The following is a 22,985-nucleotide window of genomic DNA, read 5'->3' on the forward strand; positions in this document are numbered from 1 at the left end:
AAAAATGGGCCGGCGCATGACGCGCAGGCCCATTTTTTATTTGCCGCCTGCCCAGTCAGCGTGAGCCGCAGGCGTCGCCGGTGCGCGTTACTGGCGCAGGCGGAATCGCTCCATGCGCGACATGACCTGCATGCGGGTGCGCACGCTGAGCCGCTGCAGGATGGCCGAGACGTGTTCCTTGACGGTGTTTTCCGTCAGGCCCAGCCGGCGCGCGATGACCTTGTTGGGCAGGCCTTCCAGCACCAGCGCCAGCACCGAGCCCTGGCGCGGGGTCAGGCCCAGTTCCGCCGGCGTGACCGGAATACCGTGCGCCGGCCCGAAGGATTGAGCACGGCCGCTGAGCGCTTCGTCCGACGGGAAGGAGGTGTCGCCGGCCAGCACCTTGCGCACGGCGGCGGTGAATGCGTTGGCGTCCAGGTGCTTGCCGACGAAGCCACAGGCCGCGAGCGCGCGCGCGCGGCCCACGATCTCAGGCGTAGCCTCGGCCGACATAAAAATAAAGCGAGCGGAAGGTACCAGTGTCTTGAGCGCCTGCATGGCGTCGAAGCCGGTACCATCGGTCAGCCAGATATCCAGCAGCACGATGTCAGGCCTGAGTCCTTGCTGCAAGGTATTCAACGCTTCTTTGGCGCTTCCAGCAGCATGGACGGCGATGTCGGGCATCACTTCCGCCAAAAACGCGGTTGTGCCAGACAAGGCCATAGGATGATCATCGACCACCAACAAGGTCGGTGCAGCGTTCGACATGCGATTTCCCGTCTAATTTCCCAGTTCGTCCTTGTTGTCACTTGAAGCCGTGTTAACGGACTGCGCGTGGACGATAGCAGCCACTCTAGCAGAGCGGGCGAGGCGTCACAATCCACCGCACGCGGGTTCACGTTGCGTATAGGCCATGCGAAATGGCGCTGCGGCGAGGGTTTCGCGTGTTTTAAGTGCCTAATGCGCTCGCTTTGGTCGTGTACTGGCCCCGACTTGGTAGAATTGCGCGATGAAAAATATCGTTATCCTGATTTCCGGGCGAGGCTCCAATATGGAAGCCATCGTCAGCGCCTGCGCCGCCGAGGGCTGGCCGGCGCGCGTAGCGGCGGTCTTGTCCAACCGGCCAGACGCCGAAGGTCTGAAATATGCCGCCGACCACGGCGTGGCTACCGGCGTGGTGGACCACAAGCTTTATGATGATCGCGCCACTTTTGATGCCGCGCTCGCCGCTGCCATCGACGCTTTCGCGCCGGACCTGGTGGTCCTGGCCGGATTCATGCGCATCCTGACGCCGGGCTTTGTCGACAAGTACGCCGGGCGCATGCTGAATATCCATCCGTCGCTGCTGCCGTGCTTTCCGGGGCTGCATACGCACCGGCAAGCCATTGAGGCGGGCGTCAAGGTCCACGGCGCCAGCGTGCATTTCGTCACGCCCGAGCTTGATCACGGCCCCGTCATCGTCCAGGCCGCGCTTGACGTGCTGCCGGACGACACGCCCGAGAGCCTGGCCACGCGCCTGTTGCCGTGCGAACACGTTATCTACCCGCGCGCTGTGCGCTGGTATGTCGAAGGCCGGCTGCAAGTGCGTGCCGGCGTAGTCCGGGTCGAACCACCCGAATCCCAGCTGTTTACGGCCTTTGCTGCCGCTACGGAGGTGCAGTCATGAGCCGCAATACCGCAGGGGCCCGCCAGCCCGTCCGCAACAAGAACAAGGATCACAAGGGCACGCCCATCCGCCTGTCGCGCTCGCGCGATGCGAACGAGGGCCAGGCCCCGCAGCAAGGCCGCGGGCCGCATGGCGGGCTGCATGCCGTCCATATCCAGCATATCGACCGCCTGCTGGGCAAGGTGCTGATGTTCACGCGTCCGTCCGACGTGGTGGTGAGCTACTACTTCCGCGAAAACCCCAAGCTGGGCCATCGCGAGCGCGGCATCATCGCCGAAGCCGTGTTTGCCGTGCTGCGCCGGCGCGTGGAGTTTGCGCAGTTCGCCGCCAGCGGCACGGGAGCTTCGCAGCGCCGCCTGGCCTTGCTGGGCCTGGCCGCCACGCTGGGCCGCGACGTACTGACGCCGTTCTTGCTGCCGGAAGAGGGCGAATGGCTCGATCGCCTGACCACGATCGAGCGTTCCAGCCTGGCGCCGCGCGTGCGCGCCAACCTGCCCGAATGGCTGTTCGACCAGCTGGCCGCGCGCCACGACGAAGCCTTTGTCGAAGCGCTGGGCGACGCCTGGCTGCGCCCGGCGCCGCTGGACCTGCGCGCCAACCTGGTCAAGACCACGCAGGAGGCCGCGCTGGCCGAACTGACCACCGCGGGGCTGAAGGCCGAGTTGACGCCGATGGCGCCGTCCGGCATCCGCCTGGCCGGCAAGCCGGCGCTCAACCAGCTGCCGCTGTTCGTCAACGGCCTGGTCGAAGTGCAGGATGAAGGCAGCCAGCTGCTGTGCAACCTGGTCGCGCCCAAGCGCGGCGAGATGGTGGTCGATTTTTGCGCGGGCGCGGGCGGCAAGACGCTCGCCCTGGGCGCGCTGATGCGCTCCACCGGCCGCCTCTATGCATTCGACGTGTCCGAGAAGCGCCTGTCCAATCTCAAGCCGCGCCTGGCGCGCAGCGGATTGTCCAATGTGCACCCCGTGCTGATCGACTCCGAGCACGACGCCAAGATCAAGCGCCTGGCCGGCAAGATCGACCGCGTGCTGGTGGATGCGCCTTGCAGCGGCCTGGGCACGCTGCGGCGCAATCCGGACCTGAAGTGGCGCCAGTCGCCGCAATCGGTGCTGGAGCTGACCGTCAAGCAGGCGGCCATTCTCGAGTCCGCCGCGCGCCTGGTAAAGGTGGGCGGGCGCGTGGTCTACGCAACCTGCAGCGTGCTGGAGGCCGAGAACGAAGGCATCGTGCGCGGTTTCCTGGCCTCGCACCCGGCCTTCCGCCTGGTGCCCGCCGCGCAGGTGCTGGCCGAGCAAAAGATCACGGTGCCCGGCTTGCCGGAAGATGCCGAGATGCTGGCGCTGTACCCGCACCTGCACCAGACCGACGGCTTCTTCGCCGCCGTGCTGGAGCGCGTCAGCTAACGCCCGATCGGTCAGGCGGCTGCGCCCGGGGAGGCATCCCCGTGGTGCCGGCCGACTGGCGATTTTTCCGCGCTGGGGCCGTTCGGCCCCAGCCGCCTCTCCCGTTCTCCCTTTCTTTCCCATCCGCGATCCCTGCCGTCACGCATTGCGCCTGCGCCGCTCGGCCTGCGCGCACGCCGCGAGGATGTCCGGTGCGTGCCAATGCCAGATACGCGGCGCTTGATGGACTAAGCCCTCTGGGCGGCCCGCCATCCTTTGTGGCGCGCGGACGGACCCCGCAAGGGCGCGCGACGGTGCGGGGAAACCGGCCATGAATGTTGCCAGCGCAAGGCTGGCCGGCGCACACCCGCTCCCGGCTACGTGAAGGCCGCCATCGTGGAGCGCAGTCCGCCTCCATTCGCATCCCCCATTCGCACGAATGGAAAAAGATCTCAAGTTCAGTACATTTAAGGCGGTGCAACTTGTCTTGTCGGGTAATGCCGTCTAAGTTGGCAAGACAACGCGCGCCAGGCAAGCACATCGGCGCGCAACCGTGCAGGGTGGCTCGGCGCCGGCACAATTTTCGGATGGGGTTTCAGAACGCGCCGGTCCCGCAACGGGGGGCGGCCCGCTCGGTTGGGAGGCGGGATGTTGCATTCATTCTTCTTCGATACGGCTGCGCGGCAGCCCGGCGACCACGCCTTGTGGGTCGACGGCCGCTTTTACGCTTATGAGGAACTGCGCGCACGCGCGGGCCGCGTGAGTGCCGCGCTGGCGGCGTATGCAGGGGACGGGCGCCGCAACTGCGTCCTGTTCGCGCACCGCAGCGTCTCGGCGTACACCGGCCTGCTCGGCGTGCTCGCGGCGGGCATGGCCTACGTGCCGTTGCACCCCAAATTCCCCTTGGCACGCAACGCCGCCATTGTCGAGCGCTCGGGTGCGCGGGTGATGCTGGTCGATCACGCATGCGCACCGCAGCTTGAGGCGCTGATGCCGTTGCTGCCCCCGGATTTGCACATCGTCCTCCTGGATCCGGAGTCGCTGCCGGAAACCGGGTGTCCGGGAGGCAGCGCGCGCTTCGCCCCGCTGCCTCCGGCGCTTTTCGTGCATGACCCGCCCGGCCAGCTTGCCGCCGTCTCGGGAGACGATCTTGTCTACCTGATCTTCACCTCCGGCACCAGCGGGCCGCCCAAGGGCGTGATGATCCCGCATGCCAGCGCCGTGGCCTATGTCAGCGCGCAGATGCAGCGCTTTCCATGCGAGCCCGGGGCGCGCTTCAGCCAGTTCGCCGATCTCACCTTCGATTTCTCGGTGCATGACATGCACGTCTGCTGGGCGAACGGCGGCTGCCTTTATGTGCCCGCGCTGCAAGACCCGCTTTACCTGGCCGGTTTTATCCAGGAGCACAGGATTACCCATTGGGCCAGCGTGCCCTCCGTGCTGGCGCTGATGCAGCAGTTTCGCAAGCTCACGCCTTGCGCGTTTCCCAGCGTGCGAATGACCTTGATGGGGGGCGAGGCCTTGCCCAAGACGCTGGCGCGGGCATGGTCGCGGGCGGCGCCGAACACCCGCATCGTCAACGGCTACGGACCCACCGAGGCGACGGTGATCATGCTCACCTTCGAGTTGACCGAGGCGTTTCTTGCCGATGCGTCGCGCCCCGCGGTGCCGCTCGGCAAGCCATATCCCGGGGTCGAGCTGATGATCGTCGACGATGCGCTTGCGCCGGTGCCGCCCGGTGCGCAGGGTGAGCTGCTGATTGGTGGCGCGCAGCTTGCCAAGGGCTATCTCGGTGCCAACCCGCTCGACGCGCAGCGCTTCTTTACCCGCGCCTATCCCGAGCGGGCGTGCAGCCGTTGGTACCGCACCGGCGATGCTGTGGCCGAATCCCCCGACGGCTTCCTCTATCACGGCCGCATCGACATGCAGGTGAAGATTCGCGGCAACCGCGTGGAATTGCAGGAGATCGAGCAGGTGGTGCAGGCTGCCAGCGGCAGCACGCAGTGCGCCGTGCTGGCGTGGCCACTGGATAACACCGGCAAGCCGATGGGGCTGGTCGCCTTTGTGCAGGCATCGGGCGACGCCTCGCCGGGCGAGCTCGGCGCGCGCCTGGCGCGGATCCGCCAGGCGTGCAGGCAGAGCCTGCCGGTCTACGCGCAGCCGGATCGCATTGTCTGCGTCGACGGCCTTCCCATGAACGTGAACGGCAAGATCGATCGCGGCCAGTTGCAGGCGCGCTGCGAGCGCCTGGCCGTTGGTGGCGGGGATGCACGGCAGGCGAGCCGCAAGGCGTTTGCGCCATGACGCCGCTGCATTTCGACGGATGTTTTGGCTGGTACCACCCGGCCCAGGGTCAGCGCGCGGTACTGCTGTGCAATGCGATCGGGCACGAAGCCTTGTGGACGCATGCCGGCCTGGCGCGGCTGGCGGAGCGGCTCGCGGCCCAGGGCGTGCCTGTGCTCAGGTTCGACTATCCAGGCACCGGTGACTCCGCCGACCTTGACCATGCCGGCGTGCCGGGCGCGTCCTGTGTCGACGCCTGGCTTGCCGGGATCGATGCTGCTGGCAAGTTGCTCAGGCGCTTGTCCGGTGCCCAGGAACTCGTGCTGCTGGGCGTGCGCGGGGGCGCCTTGCTGGCGGCACTGGCTGCCGGGCGCGGCGTGGCCGGGCGGCGCGTCGATGCGCTGGCCCTGCTCGCGCCCGTGGCGAGCGGCAGGCTGCTGGTGCGGGAGATGAAGATGATCGCGCAGACCTGGCGCTCGCTCGCTTGCCGCGCTGTGGAGCCGGAGCCGGGGCCGGTGCCTGGCGCGGGCCAGCAATCGGGCATGGACATCCTGGGAATCCATTTCACCGATGCCGCGATCGATGGCCTTGGCGGCATCGACCTGCTCAATGCGCCTTGCGCCCCCGCCCCGCAAATTCTGATCGCGGGCGGCGAGCCTCAGATGGCCCCGCTGGCGCGCCACTACGGCACGCTGGGCGCGCAGGTGCGGATGGTGCCTTTCCCTGACCTGATCGGCTGGCTGCAGGACCCGTTGCATGGCACGCCACCGGATGCGACCTTCACGGAGGTGGCCGGCTGGATTGCCGCCATGGCGCCAGCGGCGCCAGTTGGCGAGCCCGCTCCGGCTGGCCGCGCGATGGCAGCGGGAACGGTTTCGTGCCTGCGCGCCGGCGAGTGGGCGGAAACGCCGGTGCGCTTTGGCCAGGGCCTGTTCGGCATGTTGTGCGAGCCGCGCGGGCCGCGCATCGAGCGGCCGGCCGTGCTGATCAACAATTCCGGCGGCACGCATCACGTCGGTGCCGGCCGTTGCGGGGTCATGCTGGCGCGCCGGCTGGCGGCACGCGGTGTTGCCTCGTTCCGCATCGATGTGCGGGGCATCGGGGACGCATCGGTTGGCGCGCAGGCCATCGCGGCGGTGCCGGCCGATCCGGAGGGGTACCGCGATGCTGTCGCTGCCTGCGACTGGCTGCTTGCTCACGGCCATCGCGAGGTGGTGGCTTTCGGCGTGAGCTACGGCGCCAATGTCAGCTTGCACACCGCGGGCGCGCACCCGGGCGTGGTGGGCGCCGTGCTGGTCAACCTGCAGCGCTTGTTGCGCCGGGAGACCTTTACCCGGCCCCGGTGGCTGATCCATGGCCGCAGCGCACCTACGGCAGAAGAGGGCGCGCCCGGCATCGATGCGGCATCGGTCCTGCCCAAGCCTGCCGTGCACGAGCAGCAGGAGATCGAGGGCTTGCTCCAGTCGCTCGACGCGCGCGGCACGGCGCTGCGCCTGCTGTTCGGGCCGGACGATCCCGGGCCTTTCGAGCTGGCGCGGTTCTTCGGGCCGACGCTGGCCGGCCTCGCCGGCTTCTCGCAGTTGCAGATCGAGACCATCGATGGCCTGGACCACGGCATGCTCAACCCGCCCGGGCGGGCGCGGGTGATCGACTATTGCGTCGACCTGTTATGCGGCCGCTTGCATCCCGGCGCGGACCTTCGGGATCGGCTGCAACGCATTGCCGAGCCGTGGCGTCGCCCGCCGGATTGCCGGTGAAGGTGCGGCGGACAGTGCTCGGCCTCGGCGTATAGGCCCGCTTGCCCGTTTGCCCGGCGCCAATCCTGCGCCGTGCGGAGCAGGGCGGCTAGAATGGCTGACTTTTTGGCTGCGGGGCATGCAGTAACGTCATGCAGTGTCCCGCTTACCTTGCCAGGGACCGCCGATCCGGACCGGATGGACCCTGCCAGCCACGGCAGAACATGAATCCCATTTCCTTGAACGAACTCCATGTTGCGCATCCGGCCTTTGGCAAGATGCTCGATGACCTGATCCGCGACGCGGGTGGCCCTGGCTTCATCTGGCAATTGGCGGTCCTCGCCGCTTGCCTGGCCGTGGCTTGGCCATTGGCTAGACTGATCGTCAAGCGCCTCGAAGCCCGCTACGCCGGATCCAGCTTCTCCCTGCGTTTCGCCGCCGCCAGCCTGGAGCGCGCGATGTTCCCGTTGTTCGGCTGGCTGCTGGTGACGGGTGCGCGCTTCGGGCTGGAGCCGATGATGTCCATCAGCGTGCTACGGCTCGCATTGGTGCCTCTTTCCGGCATTACCTTCCTGTATTTCGCCTTCTACATCCTGCGTCGCGTCATGTCGGGCAATGGCCAGTTGCATGGCATGCTGCTGCTGGTCGAAAAAGTGCTGACGACCCTGGTTTGGGCGGCGATGGCGCTTTATGTGCTGGGTTTGCTGTGGGATGTGGTGAATTGGATGGACGGCATCCGCTTTTCGCTGGGCGGCAAGCAGAAGATCAGCCTGGCGGACACACTGGTGGCCATCGTTTGGATCCTGGTCACCGTGCTGGTGGCGATGTGGTTCGGCTCATGGCTGGAAGAGCGCCTGATGCGGTCGACCGGGCTGGATAGCAACCTGAAGGTGGTTCTGAGCCGGATTTCAAAGGCGCTGCTGCTGCTCGTGTCCCTGTTGCTGAGCCTGTCGCTGGTCGGCATCGACCTCACCGTGTTGTCCGTGTTCGGTGGCGCGCTGGGTGTTGGCCTGGGGCTGGGCTTGCAAAAGATCGCCAGCAACTACATCTCCGGATTCATCATCCTGCTGGACCGGTCGGTCAAGCTGGGCGACCAGATCACCGTCGACAAGTACACGGGGATCGTTTCTCAGATCCGGACGCGGTACACCGTGGTGCGCAACGGCGATGGCGAAACCCTGGTGCCGAACGAGCAACTGGTGGCGCAGGCGGTGCAGAACCATTCGTTCTCCAATACCCATGTGCGCGTGGCGACACGTGTGCAGGCCGATTACGCGGCGGATCCCGAAGTGGTGCTCGCCTTGCTCGTGGAGGCCGCCCAGGATATTCCGCGCTTGATGCCGCAGCCGGGCCCGTCGGCATTTCTGGTGTTGTTCGGCGACAATGGCATCGAATACGAGCTTGCCGGCTATATCGCCGATCCTCAGAATGGTAAGCTGGGCGTGCAATCGGCGATGAACCGGGCGATATGGCGGAAGTTCAAGGAGCATGGCATCTCGATCCCGTATCCGCAGCGAGAGGTGCGGGTGCTGGGGAAAGTGGAAGTCGACGGCAATGGTGGCCCCGTAAAAGAAGTGCAAGGGGCACATATCGATTTGCCGGGTGTCCGCAGGGGATCGGCATCCTGAGCGTTCACGGGGCGTTTAGGCCACCTTATGGAACAATCCGTGTTGCTTAGCGTCAAACTGAGGGAAAAAGCGGATGTCCGTGCGATGCGGTTCCGGTAGAATCCAGGGTAGTTGCGGGTTCATTCGGAAAGCACGTTTCGTTCGGGTGAGTTTGTTTGACCTCCAGCCCCACACCAGACAGCCGCCAGATTGCAGCGGCTCGTGTCCAGTCCGCCGGCAGGCAGCAGTTTTGCCCATGGCGCCAGGCGCGCGTGCCTTGGGGACTCCGGCGAATGCCGGGGTTTCAGGCAGGTGCCGTATGACGCAATCATTGAATTTGCAGTCCTTTTTCTGCACTTTGTTTGCGGCTCGCCCTGTCGTGCCGCACTGAATGCCCCTGTTTAATCGACGGAGAACAGTTTGTTCGACACTATTCTTGACTGGGCCGCTAATGGCCTCGCCAACTGGTCCTGGTGGGAGATTGTGATCTACACCCTCGTGGTGACGCACATCACCATCGCGGGCGTAACCATCTACCTGCACCGCTGCATGGCGCACCGGTCGCTGGACCTGCACCCTATCGTTTCGCATTTCTTCCGTGGCTGGCTGTGGCTGACCACCGGCATGGTCACCAAAGAGTGGACCGCCATTCACCGCAAGCACCACGCCAAGTGCGAGACCGAAGACGATCCCCACAGCCCGCAGACCCGCGGCATCCGCAAGGTGCTGCTGGAAGGCGCGGAGCTGTATCGCGCCGAGTCCAAGAACAAGGAAACCATCACCAAGTTCGGTCATGGCACGCCCAACGACTGGGTCGAGCGCAATGTCTACTCGCGCTTTGGCTGGCAAGGCGTTGGCCTGATGCTGATCATCGACGTCGCCCTGTTCGGCGTGATCGGCCTGAGCGTGTGGGCCGTGCAGATGCTGTGGATCCCGATCCACGCCGCCGGCATCATCAATGGCCTGGGCCACTGGTGGGGCTATCGCAATTACGATTGCGAGGACGCTTCGACCAATGTCTCGCCGTGGGGCATCATCATCGGCGGCGAAGAACTGCACAACAACCACCACACCTACCCGACGTCGGCCAAGTTCTCGATCAAGTGGTACGAGTTCGACATCGGCTGGGGCTACATCCGCGCCATGCAGGCTGTTGGTCTGGCCAAGGTCAAGAAGACCCCGCCGAAGGCGCGCCTGGTGGATGCCCGCCCGGTTGACCACAACACGCTGGAAGCCATCATTGCCAATCGCTATGACGTGATGGCGCGCTATGCCAAGGCGGTCAAGAGCGCCTACAAGCAGGAACTGGAAAAGCTGAAGGAAGCCCGTATGGCCGAGTACAGCAGCTTCAAGCCGGCTCGCAAGTGGTTCCACCGCGAAGAAGCCAAGCTGGCCGATCCGCAGCGCCAGCAACTGGCCAGCATCGTGGAGCAGAACAAGTCGCTGCATACCTTCGTGGAAATGCGCCGCGAGCTGGCCGCGATCTGGGGCCGCTCCAACCTGACGCGCGAACAGCTGCTGGCGCAGCTGCAGGCCTGGTGCCACCGCGCCGAGGCCAGCGGCATCCAGGCACTGCACGATTTCTCGCTGCGCCTGCGCCGTTATGCCTGATGCGGGCTGATGCCCGAGCTGGCGTGGCCTGATACAATTTAGCTCGCCCAAAAGCCCCGCCTCTGGCGGGGCTTTTGTTTTCGCTAAACTCCCCCAATATCAGGGTCAGCGGCGACAAGCGGATACCAAGCGGAATTCCGAGGCGCGCTGTCCAAGAGGAGTATCGGAGATGACCCCCCAAACGATCAAAGCCGTCGAGTTCGAAAAGCCGAACCTCTCGACGGAGTCCCCCGAAGGCGGCAGCTGTGTCGCCCACGCCTGGGCCAAAGTGCCTCCTGTGCTGTCGGCACAGGAGCGCACGGCGCTCAAAGCGCGCATCAAGACCCTGCTGAAACAACGCAATGCGGTGCTTGTCGCGCACTATTACGTTGATTCCGACCTGCAGGACCTGGCCGAGGAAACCGGCGGCTGCGTGTCGGACTCGCTGGAGATGGCGCGCTTTGGCCGCGATCATCCGGCCAAGACGCTGGTGGTGGCGGGGGTCCGATTCATGGGCGAGACCGCAAAGATCCTCAGCCCGGAAAAGACCGTGCTGATGCCCGACCTGGACGCAACCTGCTCGCTTGACCTGGGCTGCCCGTCCGACGAATTCGCCGCGTTCTGCGACGCGCATCCCGATCGCACGGTGGTGGTCTATGCCAACACCAGTGCCGCCGTGAAGGCGCGCGCCGACTGGATGGTGACTTCGAGCATTGGCCTGAAGATTGTCGAGCACCTGCACGCGCGCGGCGAGAAGATCCTGTGGGCCCCGGACAAGCACCTGGGCAGCTATATCCAGAAGCAGACCGGCGCCGACATGCTCTTGTGGCAGGGTTCCTGCCTGGTGCATGATGAGTTCAAGGGCATCGAGCTTGACCTGCTGCGCCGGGAGTTTCCCAATGCCAAGATTCTGGTGCATCCGGAGTCGCCGGCCAATGTGGTTGAGCAGGCCGATGTGGTGGGCTCGACTTCGCAGCTGATCGCGGCGGTAAAGGAGCTGGACGCGCGCGAGTTTATCGTTGCGACCGACAACGGCATCCTGCACAAGATGCGCCTGGCCGCACCCGACAAGCATTTCATCGAAGCCCCCACTGCCGGCAACAGCGCGACCTGCAAGAGTTGCGCGCACTGCCCCTGGATGGCGATGAATGCACTGACCAATCTGGCTGAAGTGCTGGAGAAGGGTCATAACGAAATCCATGTCGACGCGGATATCGGCCGCCAGGCCGTGACCTGCATCGACCGCATGCTCGACTTCGCCGCGCAGCAGAAGGCCAATGTGCGGCCCAAGGCCGACCTGGCCAGCGAGCAGGCCTTGTTCAAGGGAATCGGCCCGGCATGAGCAGCAATCCAAACCTGAATTCCGTGAATTCGAACGTCAACGCTATTTTTGACAGCTATGGCCCGGCGCTCGCCGAGGCGCTCCAGGCCAATGTCAGCGCCGCCATTGCCGAAGATGTCGGCAGCGGCGACCTGACCGGCCTGCTGGTGCCCGCCGGCAAGCCGGCGCGGGCACGCGTGATCGTGCGCGAGCAAGCCGTGCTGTGTGGCCAGCCGTGGTTCGAGGCGTGCATGCGCGCGGTCGATCCCGCGCTACAGGTCGTCTGGAAGCAGGCCGAGGGTGCCCGCATGGCGCCGGACTCGGTGGTCTGCGAGATTACCGGTCCGGCTCGTTCGCTGCTGACCGCGGAGCGGCCGTCGCTGAATTTCCTGCAGTTGTTGTCCGGCGTGGCGACCGCCACGCGCCGCTATGCCGACCTGGTCGAAGGTACCCGGGCGCGCGTGCTCGATACCCGCAAGACGTTGCCGGGCCTGCGCCTTGCGCAGAAGTACGCGGTCAGGGTCGGCGGTGGCGACAACCAGCGCCTGGCGTTGTATGACGGCATCCTGATCAAGGAAAACCACATTGCCGCGGCCGGCAGCATCACCGCCGCCATGCAGGCAGCAGCCGCGCTGGATGCTGGTGTGTCGGTCCAGGTCGAGGTGGAAAGCCTGGCCGAGCTGGAAGAGGCATTGGCGGCTGGCGCGAAATCGATCCTGATCGATAACTTTACCGAGGCGATGATGCGCGATGCCGTGCGTATCAACGCCGGGCGTGCCTTGCTGGAGGTCTCGGGCGGGGTCAATGCAGACACGATCCGTGCTTTTGCGCAAACCGGTGTGGACCGGATCTCGGTCGGGGCGCTAACCAAGGACGTGCGCGCGACGGATTATTCGTTGCGGATCATCGAATAATCGGGATTGGTCGGAGCATGAAAAAAGCGCGCCTTGGGCGCGCTTTTTTCATGGCGAGATCCAGGCGCGGGCTTACTTCACCCGTTCCCGCTTGAACACGGGCTGCATCACCGTGGGCAGCGCCTTCGGCAACGTCTCGGGATAGTCACGGCTGAAATGCAAACCACGACTTTCATGGCGCGAATACGCGCTATCCACGATCAACGAGGCGACTTCCACCAGGTTGCGCAGCTCCAGCAGGTCGCGGGTGACACGGAAGTTGGCGTAGTACTCCGCGATCTCCTCGCGCAGCAGGGTGATGCGGTGCTGGGCGCGCTCGAGCCGCTTGCTGGTGCGCACGATGCCCACATAATTCCACATCATGCGGCGCAGCTCGTCCCAGTTGTGCGAGACCACGACTTCCTCGTCGGCATCCGCAACCCGGCTTTCGTCCCACTGGGGCAGGGTGATGTCCGGTTGGCCGGCCTTGTCCTGGCCGGCAATGTCGAGGGCTGCCGCGCGCCCGATCACCATGCATTCGAGCAGCGAATTGGAGGCCAGGCGGTTGGCGCCGTGCAGGCCCGTGCAGCCCGTCTCGCCCACGGCATAGAGATTGGCCAGATCGGTGCGGCCCGCGGTGTCGGTGACCACGCCGCCGCAGGTGTAGTGCGCGGCCGGCACCACCGGGATGGGCTCGCGGGCGATGTCGATGCCAAGTTCCAGGCACCGTGCGTGAATGGTCGGGAAGTGCTCGCGCAGGAAGGATTCGGGCTGGTGGCTGATGTCCAGGTGCACGTAATCCAGGCCGCGCTTCTTCATCTCGAAGTCGATTGCGCGCGCCACCACGTCGCGCGGAGCCAGTTCGGCGCGTTCGTCGTGCTCTGGCATGAAGCGGGTGCCGTCGGGCAGCTTCAGCAGGCCGCCTTCGCCACGTACCGCTTCCGAAATCAGGAAAGACTTGGCGTAGGGGTGATACAGGCAGGTCGGGTGGAACTGGATGAACTCCATGTTCGACACCCGGCAGCCCGCACGCCAGGCCATGGCGATGCCATCGCCGGTGGCGGTGTCGGGGTTGGTGGTGTAGAGATAGACCTTGCCCGCGCCGCCTGTCGCCAGCACGGTGTGGGTGGCGGTAATGGTCTGCACTTCGCCACTGGCGTCGTCCAGCACGTAGAGGCCGTAACAGCGGTTGCCCGGCAGGCCAAGCTTGCTCGAGGTGATCAGGTCCACCGCGAAGTGGTCCTCGATGATCGTGATATTGGGGTGCTGGCGCGCCTGCTCGCTCAACGTGGACACGACGGCATGGCCGGTGGCGTCCGCCGCGTGGATGATGCGCCGGCGGCTATGGCCGCCTTCGCGCGTGAGGTGGTAGCCGAGTTCCGCCTGGTCATCGCGGGTGAACGGCACGCCGCGGTCGATCAGCCACTGGATCGCTTCGCGCCCGTGCTCGACGATATAGCGCGTGGCGCTGTCATCGCAAAGGCCAGCGCCTGCCACCAAGGTGTCCTGCGTGTGCTCATCGTGGCTGTCGCCTGAGTCCAGGACCGCGGCTATGCCGCCTTGGGCCCAGTCACTGGCGCCTTGCGTCATGGCACGTTTGCAAATGATGACAACCCGATGGGTGTCGGCCAGTTGCAGCGCGACCGTCAGACCGGCCAGTCCGCTGCCGACAATGGCGACATCGAAGTTCATGGTGCGAGAGACGCGCGCGGCGCGCGGTCGGGAGGCAGGAAAGCTGGAAAGTGTACACCGCCAGCGTGCTTGCGTGGGCAGGCAAGCCATGCGTGAGCTGGGTGCCGAGAGCCGTTGGCCGCGCAATGCGGCGCATGCTGCCCGGAAAAGCAAAAACCCCGCGTGAGCGGGGTTTCTACAGACATGCCGCGCGATCGGCATGCGGAAGACAGGATCAATTACTTGATCTTGGTTTCCTTGTACGACACGTGCTTGCGGGCGACGGGATCGAACTTCATGATCTCCATCTTTTCCGGCATCGTGCGCTTGTTCTTGGTGGTCGTGTAGAAGTGACCCGTACCTGCAGTCGACTCCAACTTGATTTTATCGCGTCCGCCCTTGCTGGCCATGATGTGCTCCTAATTAGACTTCGCCACGTGCGCGCAGATCCACGAGCACGGTGTCGATGCCTTTCTTGTCGATCAGGCGCAGGCCGGCGTTCGAGACGCGCAGGCTCACCCAGCGGTTTTCCGATTCAACAAAGAAACGACGATTCTGCAGGTTGGGCAGAAAACGACGCTTGGTCTTGTTGTTTGCGTGGGAAACGTTGTTGCCGACCATCGGCGCTTTCCCGGTCACTTGACAGACGCGTGCCATGAAGCACTCCTAACTCTTCTACGTGGACAATGTTCGCAACAGATCAACAAAAGGCGCGCTGGCCCGGACTGCAGCGGTTGAGACTTCAGCAAACGAGCATTATAGACCGGAAAGCACTGGTGAATCAATGCCTTCTCTCGTTTACCGTTCAGGAGTGTGCATCCGTGCGGTGCGCATCACAACACGCATCGCATCCTGCATCACAGCTGGCCGTGTTCGGCGAAGGAGTGGATGTTACTACCTGCGACGATGAAATGGTCAAGAACTTGCACGTCGATCAGGGCCAGGGAGCGGGACAGCGCGCGGGTCATGGTGAGGTCGGCGGCGCTGGGCGTGGTGTTCCCCGACGGGTGGTTGTGCGCCACGATGACCGCCGCGGCGTTATACGCAAGTGCCTTACGGGCAACCTCGCGCGGATAGACGCTGGTTTGGGTCAACGTACCGCGAAACAGCTCCTCGCTGGCGAGCAGGCGGTTGCGCGCGTCCAGGAACAGGCACAGGAACGCTTCGTAGGTCAATCCCGCCAGTGACAGGCGCAGGTAGTCGCGCACCGCCGTGGGGGAATCCAGTGCCCCGGGCAGTTGCAGCTGCTCGCCCAGCGCGCGCCGGGTCAGCTCGCGGGCCGCCTGCAACTGCGCGTACTTGGCGCTGCCGACGCCCTTGACGCGTGCCAGTTGCCCGGCGTCCGCCGCAAACAGGCTGCTGAGCGTGCCGAAATCGTTCAGCAGCTCCCGGGCGATGTCAACTGCACTTTTTCCCGCCACACCCACGCGCAGGAACACGGCAAGCAGCTCGGCGTCTGAGAGCGTGGCGGCCCCGCCGCTCAGCAGTTTCTCGCGTGGCCGCTCGTTGCTGGGCCAATCGGTAATGCGCATGGCACGATCCCCTCGGAACAATGGCACCGCGGACAAGGCGGCGCTCGGTCGAGTCGCTTACAATACGGGTTGTTGACTGGTTGAGCACCTATGACTTTGCAAACTTTTGCTTCCGGCCCGGCGGATGGGGACGGCACCGTGGATGTCCGCAAGACCGTGCAGGCGGACTCCTTCCTGACCCTTCACTACAGCATCTCCATGGAGAATGGCACTGAGATCGTCAGTACCTTCGCGGAGAAGCCGGCCACGCTGCTGCTTGGACAAGGCCAGTTCGCGCCTACACTGGAGCAGGCGCTGCTGGGCATGCCGGAGGGCGAGCGCATGACTTACCGGCTGGCGCCGGAGCACGCCTTCGGCCCGCGCAACCCCGATCTGCTGCAACGGGTTTCGCTGGCGACGCTGCGCGAGAACTCGTCGTTCGAAGAGGACTACGCGCCGGGCGACCTGGTTGAGTTCAACGCGCCCGGCGGCGGTAAGTACGCCGGTGTGCTCAAGGAGATCGGCACGACGTCGGCGCTGTTCGATTTCAACCACCCGCTGGCCGGACAGACCATTCTGTTCGATGTCCAGTTGATCGGCATTCTCTAAGCAGACCACCGGCCGGGCCGTCGTGCCGGCACCCTTGAGTCGAATCCTTGCATGTCTGAACCCACCACAGCCCCCGATGCCGAGATCCTGATGGCGCAGCCGCGCGGCTTTTGCGCCGGCGTGGATCGCGCCATCGAGATCGTCGAGCGTGCCCTTGCACGCTACGGCGCGCCGATTTACGTGCGCCACGAAATCGTCCACAACGCCTATGTGGTGGAGGACCTGCGCCGCAAGGGCGCGGTCTTCGTGCAGGAGCTCGAGGAAGTGCCGCCCGGCTCGACCGTGATCTTCAGCGCCCACGGCGTATCCAAGGAAGTGCGCGCCGACGCCACCGTGCGCGGCCTGAACGTATTCGATGCGACCTGCCCGCTGGTGACCAAGGTGCACGTGGAAGTCGGCAAGATGCGCACCGAGGGCTGCGAGATCATCATGATCGGCCACAAGGGCCATCCTGAAGTCGAGGGCACCATGGGGCAGGCCGAAGGCGGCATGCTGCTGGTCGAGTCTTCCGAGGATGTCGCCAAGCTGCAAGTCACGGATCCCGAGCGCCTGGCATTCGTGACCCAGACCACGCTGTCGGTGGACGAAACGCTGGAGATCGTCGCCGCGCTCAAGGCACGCTTCCCGCTGATCCGCGAGCCCAAGAAGCAAGACATCTGCTACGCCACCCAGAACCGCCAGGATGCCGTGAAGTTCATGGCGCCCCAGGTGGAGGTGGTGATCGTGGTGGGCAGCCCCAACAGTTCCAACTCCAACCGCTTGCGCGAGCTGGCGGAGCGCCTGGGCGTGCCGGCCTACATGATCGATTCGCCCGATCAGCTCCAGCCGGAATGGATCGCGGGCAAGCGCCGCATCGGCCTGACCGCCGGCGCCTCCGCCCCCGAGGCACTGGCGCAGGCCATTGTCGCGCGCCTGCACCTTCTGGGTGCGCGCAACGTGCGCGCGCTGGACGGGATCGAGGAGAAGATGTCGTTCCCCTTGCCGCGCGGCCTGCAACAGGCCACGTCCGCCTGATCAGCCTGCTTCACCTGACCGTCTGGCAAAACGGCCCGCTCTAGCGGGCCGTTGCTTTTTGCGTAGCCGCTTCTGCCCGGCAGGCGCACCTCGCGCGCGCCGGTTGCACGCCTTCGCGCACCATTCTCTCGCCAGGGTTGCACCAATATATAGCACTCTATATTGCCTGCTGTCCCTTGGATAATGCGCAAGCCCGGCATGAACGGCCATATACCTGTCTGTCCGAAAAGACAAATAAGGGAAATCCCTGTAATTGGGGATTTCCCTATTATGGTGCCGGCGCACTCGCTCGTTGTATTTGAATGGGACTGTTGATATTAAATGAAACACCTATTTAATACGCGTCCCTGCGAAGTGACTTAAAGGCTGCAAAACCAACCTGGGGCAAGCGGTAGGCACGAATCTTGTTAGTATCAACGGCTAGCCTCCATGTAGGTGGGAATTGCCCCAATGTGTGCATTGGGGAAATTCCCTAGCTCATTTGGTGGGTTAATCCTTCAGGTTGTTGCGTCGCATATTGCATCCGTATAAAAAGGGAATACAATTCGCGCGTTTCAAATTGAAACTAAACTAAGGCGGTTCAGGGAAACGTCCGGGGGGCGTTGGTTTACCCTGATCATGTGAATCCTAGGAGATCACTCATGCAAATCACGTTTGCCAAGATTCTGCCGATCGCAGCCGCAGTGGCGCTGGTTACTGCTTGTGGCAAGAAAGAAGAAAAGCCCGCTGATGCGGCAGCATCGGCTCCTGCGGCGGCCACCGCGCCGGCAGCAGGCAGTGGCGATGTCGTAGTAAAGATCGGCCATGCGGCACCGCTCACCGGCGGCATCGCTCACCTTGGCAAGGACAACGAAAACGGCGCCCGCCTGGCCGTGGAAGAAGTCAACAAGACCGGCCTGGAGATCAACGGCAAGAAGATCAAGCTCGAGCTGGTCGGCGAAGACGACGCAGGCGACCCGAAGACGGGCACGGCTGTGGCGCAGAAGCTGGTGGACGCCAAGGTCGTGGCCGTGGTTGGCCACCTGAACTCGGGCGTATCGATTCCGGCCTCCAAGATCTATAGCGATGCTGGCATCGTGCAGATCTCGCCGTCGTCGACCAACCCCGACTACACCAAGCAAGGCTTCAAGACCACGTTCCGCGTGGTGGCCACCGACGCCCAGCAAGGTCCGGCACTGGCCAACTACGCCACCAAGAGCCTGCACGCCAAGACCGTGGCCATCGTCGACGATGCCACTGCCTACGGCAAGGGCCTGGCCGACGAGTTCGAGAAGACTGCCAAGGCTTCGGGCGTGAACGTGGTGGCACGTGAAGCCACCAACGACAAGGCTACCGACTTCAAGGCCATTCTGACCAAGATCAAGGGCAAGAAGCCCGACGTGATCATGTACGGCGGCATGGACGCCACTGGCGGCCCGTTCGCCAAGCAGGCCAAGGAACTCGGCATCAGCTCCAAGATCGTTGGCGGCGACGGCGTCTGTACCGACAAGGTGGCTGAGCTGGCCGGCGACGCCGTGTCCAACATCATCTGCTCGGAAGCCGGTCTGGCACTGTCCAAGATGGAACAGGGCGCGGACTTCGACAAGCGCTACCAGGCTCGCTTCAATGCGCCGGTGCAGATCTACGCACCGTTCACCTATGACGCCGTCATGGTCATCGTTGACGCCATGAAGCGCGCTAACTCGACCGAGCCGGCGGCCATCCTGGCCGAGATGCCCAAGACGAACTACAAGGGCCTGATCGGCAACATCGCCTTCGATGAAAAGGGCGACATGAAGGAAGGCACCATCACGTTGTACGAGTACAAGGACAAGAAGAAGACCGTTCTTGACGTCGTGAAGATGTAAACCGGGCTTACCGGCCCATCCGAACGGCACCGCGAGTATGTTGCGGTGCCGTTTTTTTAGCCTTGCCATACGTGCAGCATCCTTACCATGGGTGGAGTAGGCAGGCCGCTTACCAGCAAATATCGACACTACCAAACCACCCACATATCAACGTCCCCCCGACATCCACACCATGTCGAGGGAATTTGGACGGAAGCAAGGAGTTTTCATGGATATCTTTATCCAGCAGATCGTGAACGGTCTGGTGCTCGGCAGCATCTATGCGCTGATCGCACTCGGCTACACCATGGTCTACGGCATTCTCGGGATCATCAACTTCGCCCACGGCGACGTGCTGATGATCGGCGCGCTGACCGCCCTGTCAGCCATACTTGGCTTGCAGAAATTCTTCCCCGGCTTGCCGGAGTGGCTCACGCTGGTGATTGCCACGCTGATTGCCATGCCGGTCTGCGCCGCGCTGGCCTACACCATCGAGCGGGTTGCCTACCGGCCGTTGCGCAACGCGCCCCGCCTAGCCCCGCTGATTACCGCCATCGGTGTGTCCATCATCCTGCAGACCCTGGCGATGATGATCTGGTCGCGTAACCCGCTGACCTTCCCGCAGCTGCTGCCCTCGTCGCCGATCGATATCGGTTCGACCGGCGCCACCATCACGGGCAAGGAAATCGTCATCATCGGCATGGCGCTGATGGTCATGGCGGGCCTGCTGACCCTCGTCAACCGCACCAAGCTGGGCCGCGCGATGCGCGCCACCGCCGAGAACCAGAAGGTGGCGGGGCTGATGGGCGTGAACCCGAACTTCGTGATCTCGGCCACCTTCATGATCGGTGCGGCGCTGGCCGCGCTGGCCGGCGTGATGATGGCGACCAACTACGGCAATGCGCACTTCTACATGGGCTTCATCCCGGGCCTGAAGGCGTTCACCGCCGCGGTGCTGGGCGGCATCGGCAACCTTGCCGGCGCCATGGTTGGCGGCATGCTGCTGGGCCTGATCGAAGCGCTGGGCGCCGGCTATATCGGCGATCTCACCAACGGGGTGTTTGGCTCCAACTACCAGGACGTGTTCGCCTTCATCGTGCTGATCATCGTCCTTGTATTCCGTCCGTCCGGCATCATGGGCGAGCGGGTTTCCGAACGCGCCTAAGGAGAGAGAATCCATGAATACCCCGATTCCATCCCCGGCGGCGCAGGCTGCGCCGCTGACCAAGACGCCGGCCAAGACCATGGCCGCGTTGCTTGGCTTCCTGGTCATCGCCTTGTGCGCCCCGTTCCTGGTGCAGACGCTGGGCGGCAACTACTGGGTGCGCGTGCTCGACTTCGCGCTGATCTACATCATGCTGGCGCTTGGCCTGAACATCGTGGTGGGCTTTGCCGGCCTGCTCGACCTCGGCTACATCGCCTTCTATGCCGTCGGCGCATACATGATGGCCTTGCTGGGCTCGCCCCACCTGGCCAACCAGTTCGAGTGGATCCACCAGCTCTTCCCGCATGGCTTTCACGTCTCCATGTGGTTCGTGCTGCCGCTGGCCGTGCTGGTGGCGGCGACTTTCGGCGTGCTGCTCGGCGCGCCAACGCTCAAGCTGCGCGGCGACTACCTCGCTATCGTGACCCTGGGCTTTGGCGAGATCATCCGCATCTTCCTGAACAACCTCGACCGGCCGCTCAACATCACCAATGGCCCGAAGGGGATCACCGCGGTGGATCCGGTCCACATCTTTGGCTTCGATTTCTCCAAGTCGCACGAGATCTTCGGGCTGAAGTTCACGCCGGTGTTCATGTACTACTACCTGCTGGTGGTGCTGGTGATCGCCATCGTGTTCATCTGCCTGCGCTTGCAGAACTCGCGCATCGGCCGCGCCTTCGTGGCCATCCGCGAAGACGAGATCGCCGCCAAGGCGATGGGCATCAACACCCGCAACATCAAGCTGCTGGCCTTTGCCATGGGCGCGTCGTTCGGCGGCGCGTCGGGCGCGGTGTTCGGCGCCTTCCAAGGCTTCGTGTCGCCTGAGTCGTTTGTGCTGTGGGAGTCCATTTACATCCTGGCCATCGTGGTGCTGGGCGGCATGGGTCACATTCCTGGCGTGATCCTGGGCGGTATCTTGCTGGTGGGTTTCCAGGAACTGCTGCGCGCCGTGGCGGAGCCGGCGCAGAACATGCTCTTCGGCCATACCATCGTCGACGCCGAAGTGTTGCGCCAGCTGTTGTTCGGGCTGGCCCTGGTGGGTGTGATGCTGTATCGCCCGGCGGGCCTGTGGCCGTCGCCGCGCAAGGAAGACCGGCCGGTGATCCGCCGCCCGGGCAGCGTTGGCCGTTTCTGACCAGGAGGACATCATGAGCAACGAGAATCTCCTCCTGTCGGTACAGGGGGTCAACAAGCGATTCGGCGGCCTGCAGGCACTGTCCGATGTGGGCCTGCAGATCGAGCCGGGTGAGATCTACGGCTTGATCGGTCCCAACGGGGCCGGCAAGACCACCTTCTTCAACGTGATTACCGGCCTGTACACGCCGGACTCCGGCGAGTTCGTGCTGGGCGGCAAGGCCTACCAGCCGACCGCCGTGCACGAAGTCGCCAAGGCCGGGATTGCCCGCACCTTCCAGAACATCCGCCTGTTCGGCGAGATGACCGCGCTGGAAAACGTGATGGTGGGCCGGCACGTGCGCACCAAGGCGGGCCTGCTTGGCGCGGTATTCCGTCCGCCCTCGGTGCGGCGCGAAGAAGAGTCGGTGGAAGACTGGGCTCACGACCTGCTGGACTATGTCGGCATCGGCAAGTACGCGCACTTCACCTCGCGCAACCTGTCCTACGGCCACCAGCGCCGCCTGGAAATCGCGCGGGCGCTGGCCACCGAGCCCAAGCTGCTGGCGCTCGATGAGCCGGCAGCCGGCATGAACGCCACCGAGAAGGTGGAACTGCGCGGCCTGCTCGACAAGATCCGCAGCGATGGCAAGACCATCCTGCTGATCGAGCACGACGTGAAGCTGGTGATGGGCCTGTGCAACCGCCTGACCGTGCTCGACTACGGCAAGGTGATCGCGCAAGGCCTGCCGCACGAAGTCCAGAGCAATCCAGCGGTGATCGAGGCTTACCTCGGTACCCCGGCGCACTGACGGGGGAAAGACACAATGAAAGAAACACTACTGAAGATATCCGGCCTGAAGGTCGCGTACGGTGGCATCCAGGCGGTCAAGGGCATCGATCTCGAGATCAAGGACGGTGAACTGGTCACGCTGATCGGTGCCAACGGCGCCGGCAAGACCACCACCATGAAGGCGATCACCGGCCTGCAGGGCTGGGCGGGCGGCGATGTGGAGTACATGGGCAAGTCCATCAAGGGCGTGCCCAGCTACACGCTGCTCAAGCAAGGGCTGGCGATGGTGCCGGAAGGCCGCGGCGTGTTCGCGCGCATGACCATCACCGAGAACCTGCAGATGGGCGCCTACACGCGCACCGACGAGGCCGGCATCAAGGCCGACATCGACCGCATGTTCGGCATCTTCCCGCGCCTCAAGGAGCGGGCCAACCAGCTGGCCGGCACGATGTCGGGCGGCGAGCAGCAGATGCTGGCCATGGCGCGCGCGCTGATGAGCCAGCCCAAGCTGCTGCTGCTGGACGAGCCCTCGATGGGCCTGTCTCCGATCATGGTCGCGAAGATCTTCGAGGTGGTGCGCGACGTCTCCGCGCTGGGCGTGACCGTGTTGCTGGTGGAGCAGAACGCGCGGCTGGCGCTGCAGGCCGCCCACCGCGGCTATGTGATGGAGTCGGGTCTCGTCACCATGAGCGGTGACGCCAAGCAGATGCTGGACGATCCGAAGGTCCGCGCGGCATATCTGGGCGAGTGATGTTGCGCCAGTGACGCTGCAGTTTGCTGCAAGGAA

General features: G+C 64.3%; 20 protein-coding genes. 15 read left to right on the forward strand and 5 right to left on the reverse strand.

The window, feature by feature from the left end; genetic code table 11:
* Positions 1-87 precede the first annotated feature (87 nt).
* The gene (locus tag AB4061_RS19420; RefSeq protein WP_441636596.1) at positions 88-747 is read right to left on the reverse strand and encodes a response regulator; all 660 of its coding nucleotides are present in this window, start codon (positions 745-747) and stop codon (positions 88-90) included.
* 241 nt (positions 748-988) lie between these two features.
* On the opposite strand from AB4061_RS19420, the gene purN reads away from it, so the two are divergent.
* From purN to nadC, 8 genes are all read left to right on the forward strand, one after another.
* Complete coding sequence (gene purN, locus AB4061_RS19425; RefSeq protein WP_441636598.1) at positions 989-1,645, forward strand: phosphoribosylglycinamide formyltransferase; 657 nt, start codon at positions 989-991, stop codon at positions 1,643-1,645.
* The gene (locus tag AB4061_RS19430; protein ID WP_441636600.1) at positions 1,642-3,048 is read left to right on the forward strand and encodes an RsmB/NOP family class I SAM-dependent RNA methyltransferase; all 1,407 of its coding nucleotides are present in this window, start codon (positions 1,642-1,644) and stop codon (positions 3,046-3,048) included. The genes purN and AB4061_RS19430 overlap by 4 nt, the downstream gene beginning before the upstream one ends.
* Before the next feature lie 627 nt (positions 3,049-3,675).
* Positions 3,676-5,331, forward strand: coding sequence for an amino acid adenylation domain-containing protein (locus AB4061_RS19435; RefSeq protein WP_441636602.1), 1,656 nt, complete (start codon positions 3,676-3,678; stop codon positions 5,329-5,331).
* Positions 5,328-7,067 carry a serine aminopeptidase domain-containing protein gene (locus tag AB4061_RS19440; RefSeq protein WP_441636604.1) on the forward strand — a complete coding sequence of 580 codons (1,740 nt, stop codon included), beginning with the start codon at positions 5,328-5,330 and terminating at the stop codon, positions 7,065-7,067. Before AB4061_RS19435 ends, AB4061_RS19440 begins: the two co-directional genes overlap by 4 nt.
* Before the next feature lie 203 nt (positions 7,068-7,270).
* Positions 7,271-8,674, forward strand: a complete 1,404-nt coding sequence (locus AB4061_RS19445; RefSeq protein ID WP_441636606.1) for a mechanosensitive ion channel family protein — start codon at positions 7,271-7,273, stop codon at positions 8,672-8,674.
* Positions 8,675-9,073: 399 nt separating this feature from the next.
* Complete coding sequence (locus AB4061_RS19450; RefSeq protein ID WP_441636608.1) at positions 9,074-10,264, forward strand: DesA family fatty acid desaturase; 1,191 nt, start codon at positions 9,074-9,076, stop codon at positions 10,262-10,264.
* Between the two features lie 169 nt (positions 10,265-10,433).
* Positions 10,434-11,585 (forward strand): quinolinate synthase NadA, encoded by a 1,152-nt coding sequence (gene nadA / locus AB4061_RS19455; protein ID WP_441636610.1) that lies wholly within the window; start codon positions 10,434-10,436, stop codon positions 11,583-11,585.
* Entirely contained in the window at positions 11,582-12,478 is an 897-nt protein-coding gene (gene nadC / locus AB4061_RS19460) for a carboxylating nicotinate-nucleotide diphosphorylase (protein WP_441636612.1), read from the forward strand. The genes nadA and nadC overlap by 4 nt, the downstream gene beginning before the upstream one ends.
* A 72-nt stretch (positions 12,479-12,550) precedes the next feature.
* Here nadC and nadB read toward each other — a convergent pair whose 3' ends face one another.
* The 4 genes from nadB to radC form a co-directional block, all read right to left on the reverse strand.
* A complete protein-coding gene (nadB, locus tag AB4061_RS19465; protein WP_441636614.1) occupies positions 12,551-14,149 on the reverse strand; it encodes an L-aspartate oxidase in 1,599 nt (532 codons plus the stop codon).
* 218 nt (positions 14,150-14,367) lie between these two features.
* Entirely contained in the window at positions 14,368-14,538 is a 171-nt protein-coding gene (gene rpmG / locus AB4061_RS19470; RefSeq protein ID WP_006157508.1) for a 50S ribosomal protein L33, read from the reverse strand.
* Between the two features lie 13 nt (positions 14,539-14,551).
* The gene (gene rpmB, locus AB4061_RS19475; RefSeq protein WP_006157507.1) at positions 14,552-14,785 is read right to left on the reverse strand and encodes a 50S ribosomal protein L28; all 234 of its coding nucleotides are present in this window, start codon (positions 14,783-14,785) and stop codon (positions 14,552-14,554) included.
* A gap of 200 nt (positions 14,786-14,985) precedes the next feature.
* Positions 14,986-15,660 carry a RadC family protein gene (gene radC, locus AB4061_RS19480; RefSeq protein ID WP_441636617.1) on the reverse strand — a complete coding sequence of 225 codons (675 nt, stop codon included), beginning with the start codon at positions 15,658-15,660 and terminating at the stop codon, positions 14,986-14,988.
* A 90-nt stretch (positions 15,661-15,750) separates the two neighbouring features.
* Between radC and AB4061_RS19485 the strand changes: the two genes are divergently transcribed.
* The 7 genes from AB4061_RS19485 to AB4061_RS19515 all read left to right on the forward strand — a co-directional run bounded on the left by AB4061_RS19485 (position 15,751) and on the right by AB4061_RS19515 (position 22,949).
* Positions 15,751-16,248 (forward strand): FKBP-type peptidyl-prolyl cis-trans isomerase, encoded by a 498-nt coding sequence (locus AB4061_RS19485; RefSeq protein WP_441636619.1) that lies wholly within the window; start codon positions 15,751-15,753, stop codon positions 16,246-16,248.
* A 51-nt stretch (positions 16,249-16,299) separates the two neighbouring features.
* The gene (ispH, locus tag AB4061_RS19490) at positions 16,300-17,262 is read left to right on the forward strand and encodes a 4-hydroxy-3-methylbut-2-enyl diphosphate reductase (protein ID WP_441636621.1); all 963 of its coding nucleotides are present in this window, start codon (positions 16,300-16,302) and stop codon (positions 17,260-17,262) included.
* Between the two features lie 641 nt (positions 17,263-17,903).
* Positions 17,904-19,109: a branched-chain amino acid ABC transporter substrate-binding protein gene (locus AB4061_RS19495; protein WP_441636623.1), complete on the forward strand. Its 1,206-nt coding sequence runs from the start codon at positions 17,904-17,906 to the stop codon at positions 19,107-19,109.
* 208 nt (positions 19,110-19,317) lie between these two features.
* The gene (locus AB4061_RS19500; RefSeq protein WP_043349266.1) at positions 19,318-20,253 is read left to right on the forward strand and encodes a branched-chain amino acid ABC transporter permease; all 936 of its coding nucleotides are present in this window, start codon (positions 19,318-19,320) and stop codon (positions 20,251-20,253) included.
* Positions 20,254-20,266: 13 nt separating this feature from the next.
* Positions 20,267-21,427, forward strand: a complete 1,161-nt coding sequence (locus tag AB4061_RS19505; protein WP_441636626.1) for an ABC transporter permease subunit — start codon at positions 20,267-20,269, stop codon at positions 21,425-21,427.
* A gap of 13 nt (positions 21,428-21,440) precedes the next feature.
* Positions 21,441-22,217: an ABC transporter ATP-binding protein gene (locus AB4061_RS19510; protein ID WP_441636628.1), complete on the forward strand. Its 777-nt coding sequence runs from the start codon at positions 21,441-21,443 to the stop codon at positions 22,215-22,217.
* A 15-nt stretch (positions 22,218-22,232) separates the two neighbouring features.
* A complete protein-coding gene (locus AB4061_RS19515; RefSeq protein ID WP_441636630.1) occupies positions 22,233-22,949 on the forward strand; it encodes an ABC transporter ATP-binding protein in 717 nt (238 codons plus the stop codon).
* The last annotated feature ends 36 nt before the right edge of the window (positions 22,950-22,985 follow it).

The sequence above is a fragment of the Cupriavidus sp. YAF13 genome (genome assembly GCF_052113425.1).
In the GTDB taxonomy this organism is placed as follows: domain Bacteria; phylum Pseudomonadota; class Gammaproteobacteria; order Burkholderiales; family Burkholderiaceae; genus Cupriavidus.

Bases quoted from the DNA above. Each gene is read 5' to 3' on its own strand.
- AB4061_RS19420 (WP_441636596.1), bottom strand. From the start codon at position 747: ATGTCGAACGCTGCACCGACCTTGTTGGTGGTCGATGATCATCCTATG.
- purN (WP_441636598.1), top strand. From the start codon at position 989: ATGAAAAATATCGTTATCCTGATTTCCGGGCGAGGCTCCAATATGGAA.
- AB4061_RS19430 (WP_441636600.1), top strand. From the start codon at position 1,642: ATGAGCCGCAATACCGCAGGGGCCCGCCAGCCCGTCCGCAACAAGAAC.
- AB4061_RS19435 (WP_441636602.1), top strand. From the start codon at position 3,676: ATGTTGCATTCATTCTTCTTCGATACGGCTGCGCGGCAGCCCGGCGAC.
- AB4061_RS19440 (WP_441636604.1), top strand. From the start codon at position 5,328: ATGACGCCGCTGCATTTCGACGGATGTTTTGGCTGGTACCACCCGGCC.
- AB4061_RS19445 (WP_441636606.1), top strand. From the start codon at position 7,271: ATGAATCCCATTTCCTTGAACGAACTCCATGTTGCGCATCCGGCCTTT.
- nadA (WP_441636610.1), top strand. From the start codon at position 10,434: ATGACCCCCCAAACGATCAAAGCCGTCGAGTTCGAAAAGCCGAACCTC.
- nadC (WP_441636612.1), top strand. From the start codon at position 11,582: ATGAGCAGCAATCCAAACCTGAATTCCGTGAATTCGAACGTCAACGCT.
- nadB (WP_441636614.1), bottom strand. From the start codon at position 14,149: ATGAACTTCGATGTCGCCATTGTCGGCAGCGGACTGGCCGGTCTGACG.
- rpmG (WP_006157508.1), bottom strand. From the start codon at position 14,538: ATGGCCAGCAAGGGCGGACGCGATAAAATCAAGTTGGAGTCGACTGCA.
- rpmB (WP_006157507.1), bottom strand. From the start codon at position 14,785: ATGGCACGCGTCTGTCAAGTGACCGGGAAAGCGCCGATGGTCGGCAAC.
- radC (WP_441636617.1), bottom strand. From the start codon at position 15,660: ATGCGCATTACCGATTGGCCCAGCAACGAGCGGCCACGCGAGAAACTG.
- AB4061_RS19485 (WP_441636619.1), top strand. From the start codon at position 15,751: ATGACTTTGCAAACTTTTGCTTCCGGCCCGGCGGATGGGGACGGCACC.
- ispH (WP_441636621.1), top strand. From the start codon at position 16,300: ATGTCTGAACCCACCACAGCCCCCGATGCCGAGATCCTGATGGCGCAG.
- AB4061_RS19495 (WP_441636623.1), top strand. From the start codon at position 17,904: ATGCAAATCACGTTTGCCAAGATTCTGCCGATCGCAGCCGCAGTGGCG.
- AB4061_RS19500 (WP_043349266.1), top strand. From the start codon at position 19,318: ATGGATATCTTTATCCAGCAGATCGTGAACGGTCTGGTGCTCGGCAGC.
- AB4061_RS19505 (WP_441636626.1), top strand. From the start codon at position 20,267: ATGAATACCCCGATTCCATCCCCGGCGGCGCAGGCTGCGCCGCTGACC.
- AB4061_RS19510 (WP_441636628.1), top strand. From the start codon at position 21,441: ATGAGCAACGAGAATCTCCTCCTGTCGGTACAGGGGGTCAACAAGCGA.
- AB4061_RS19515 (WP_441636630.1), top strand. From the start codon at position 22,233: ATGAAAGAAACACTACTGAAGATATCCGGCCTGAAGGTCGCGTACGGT.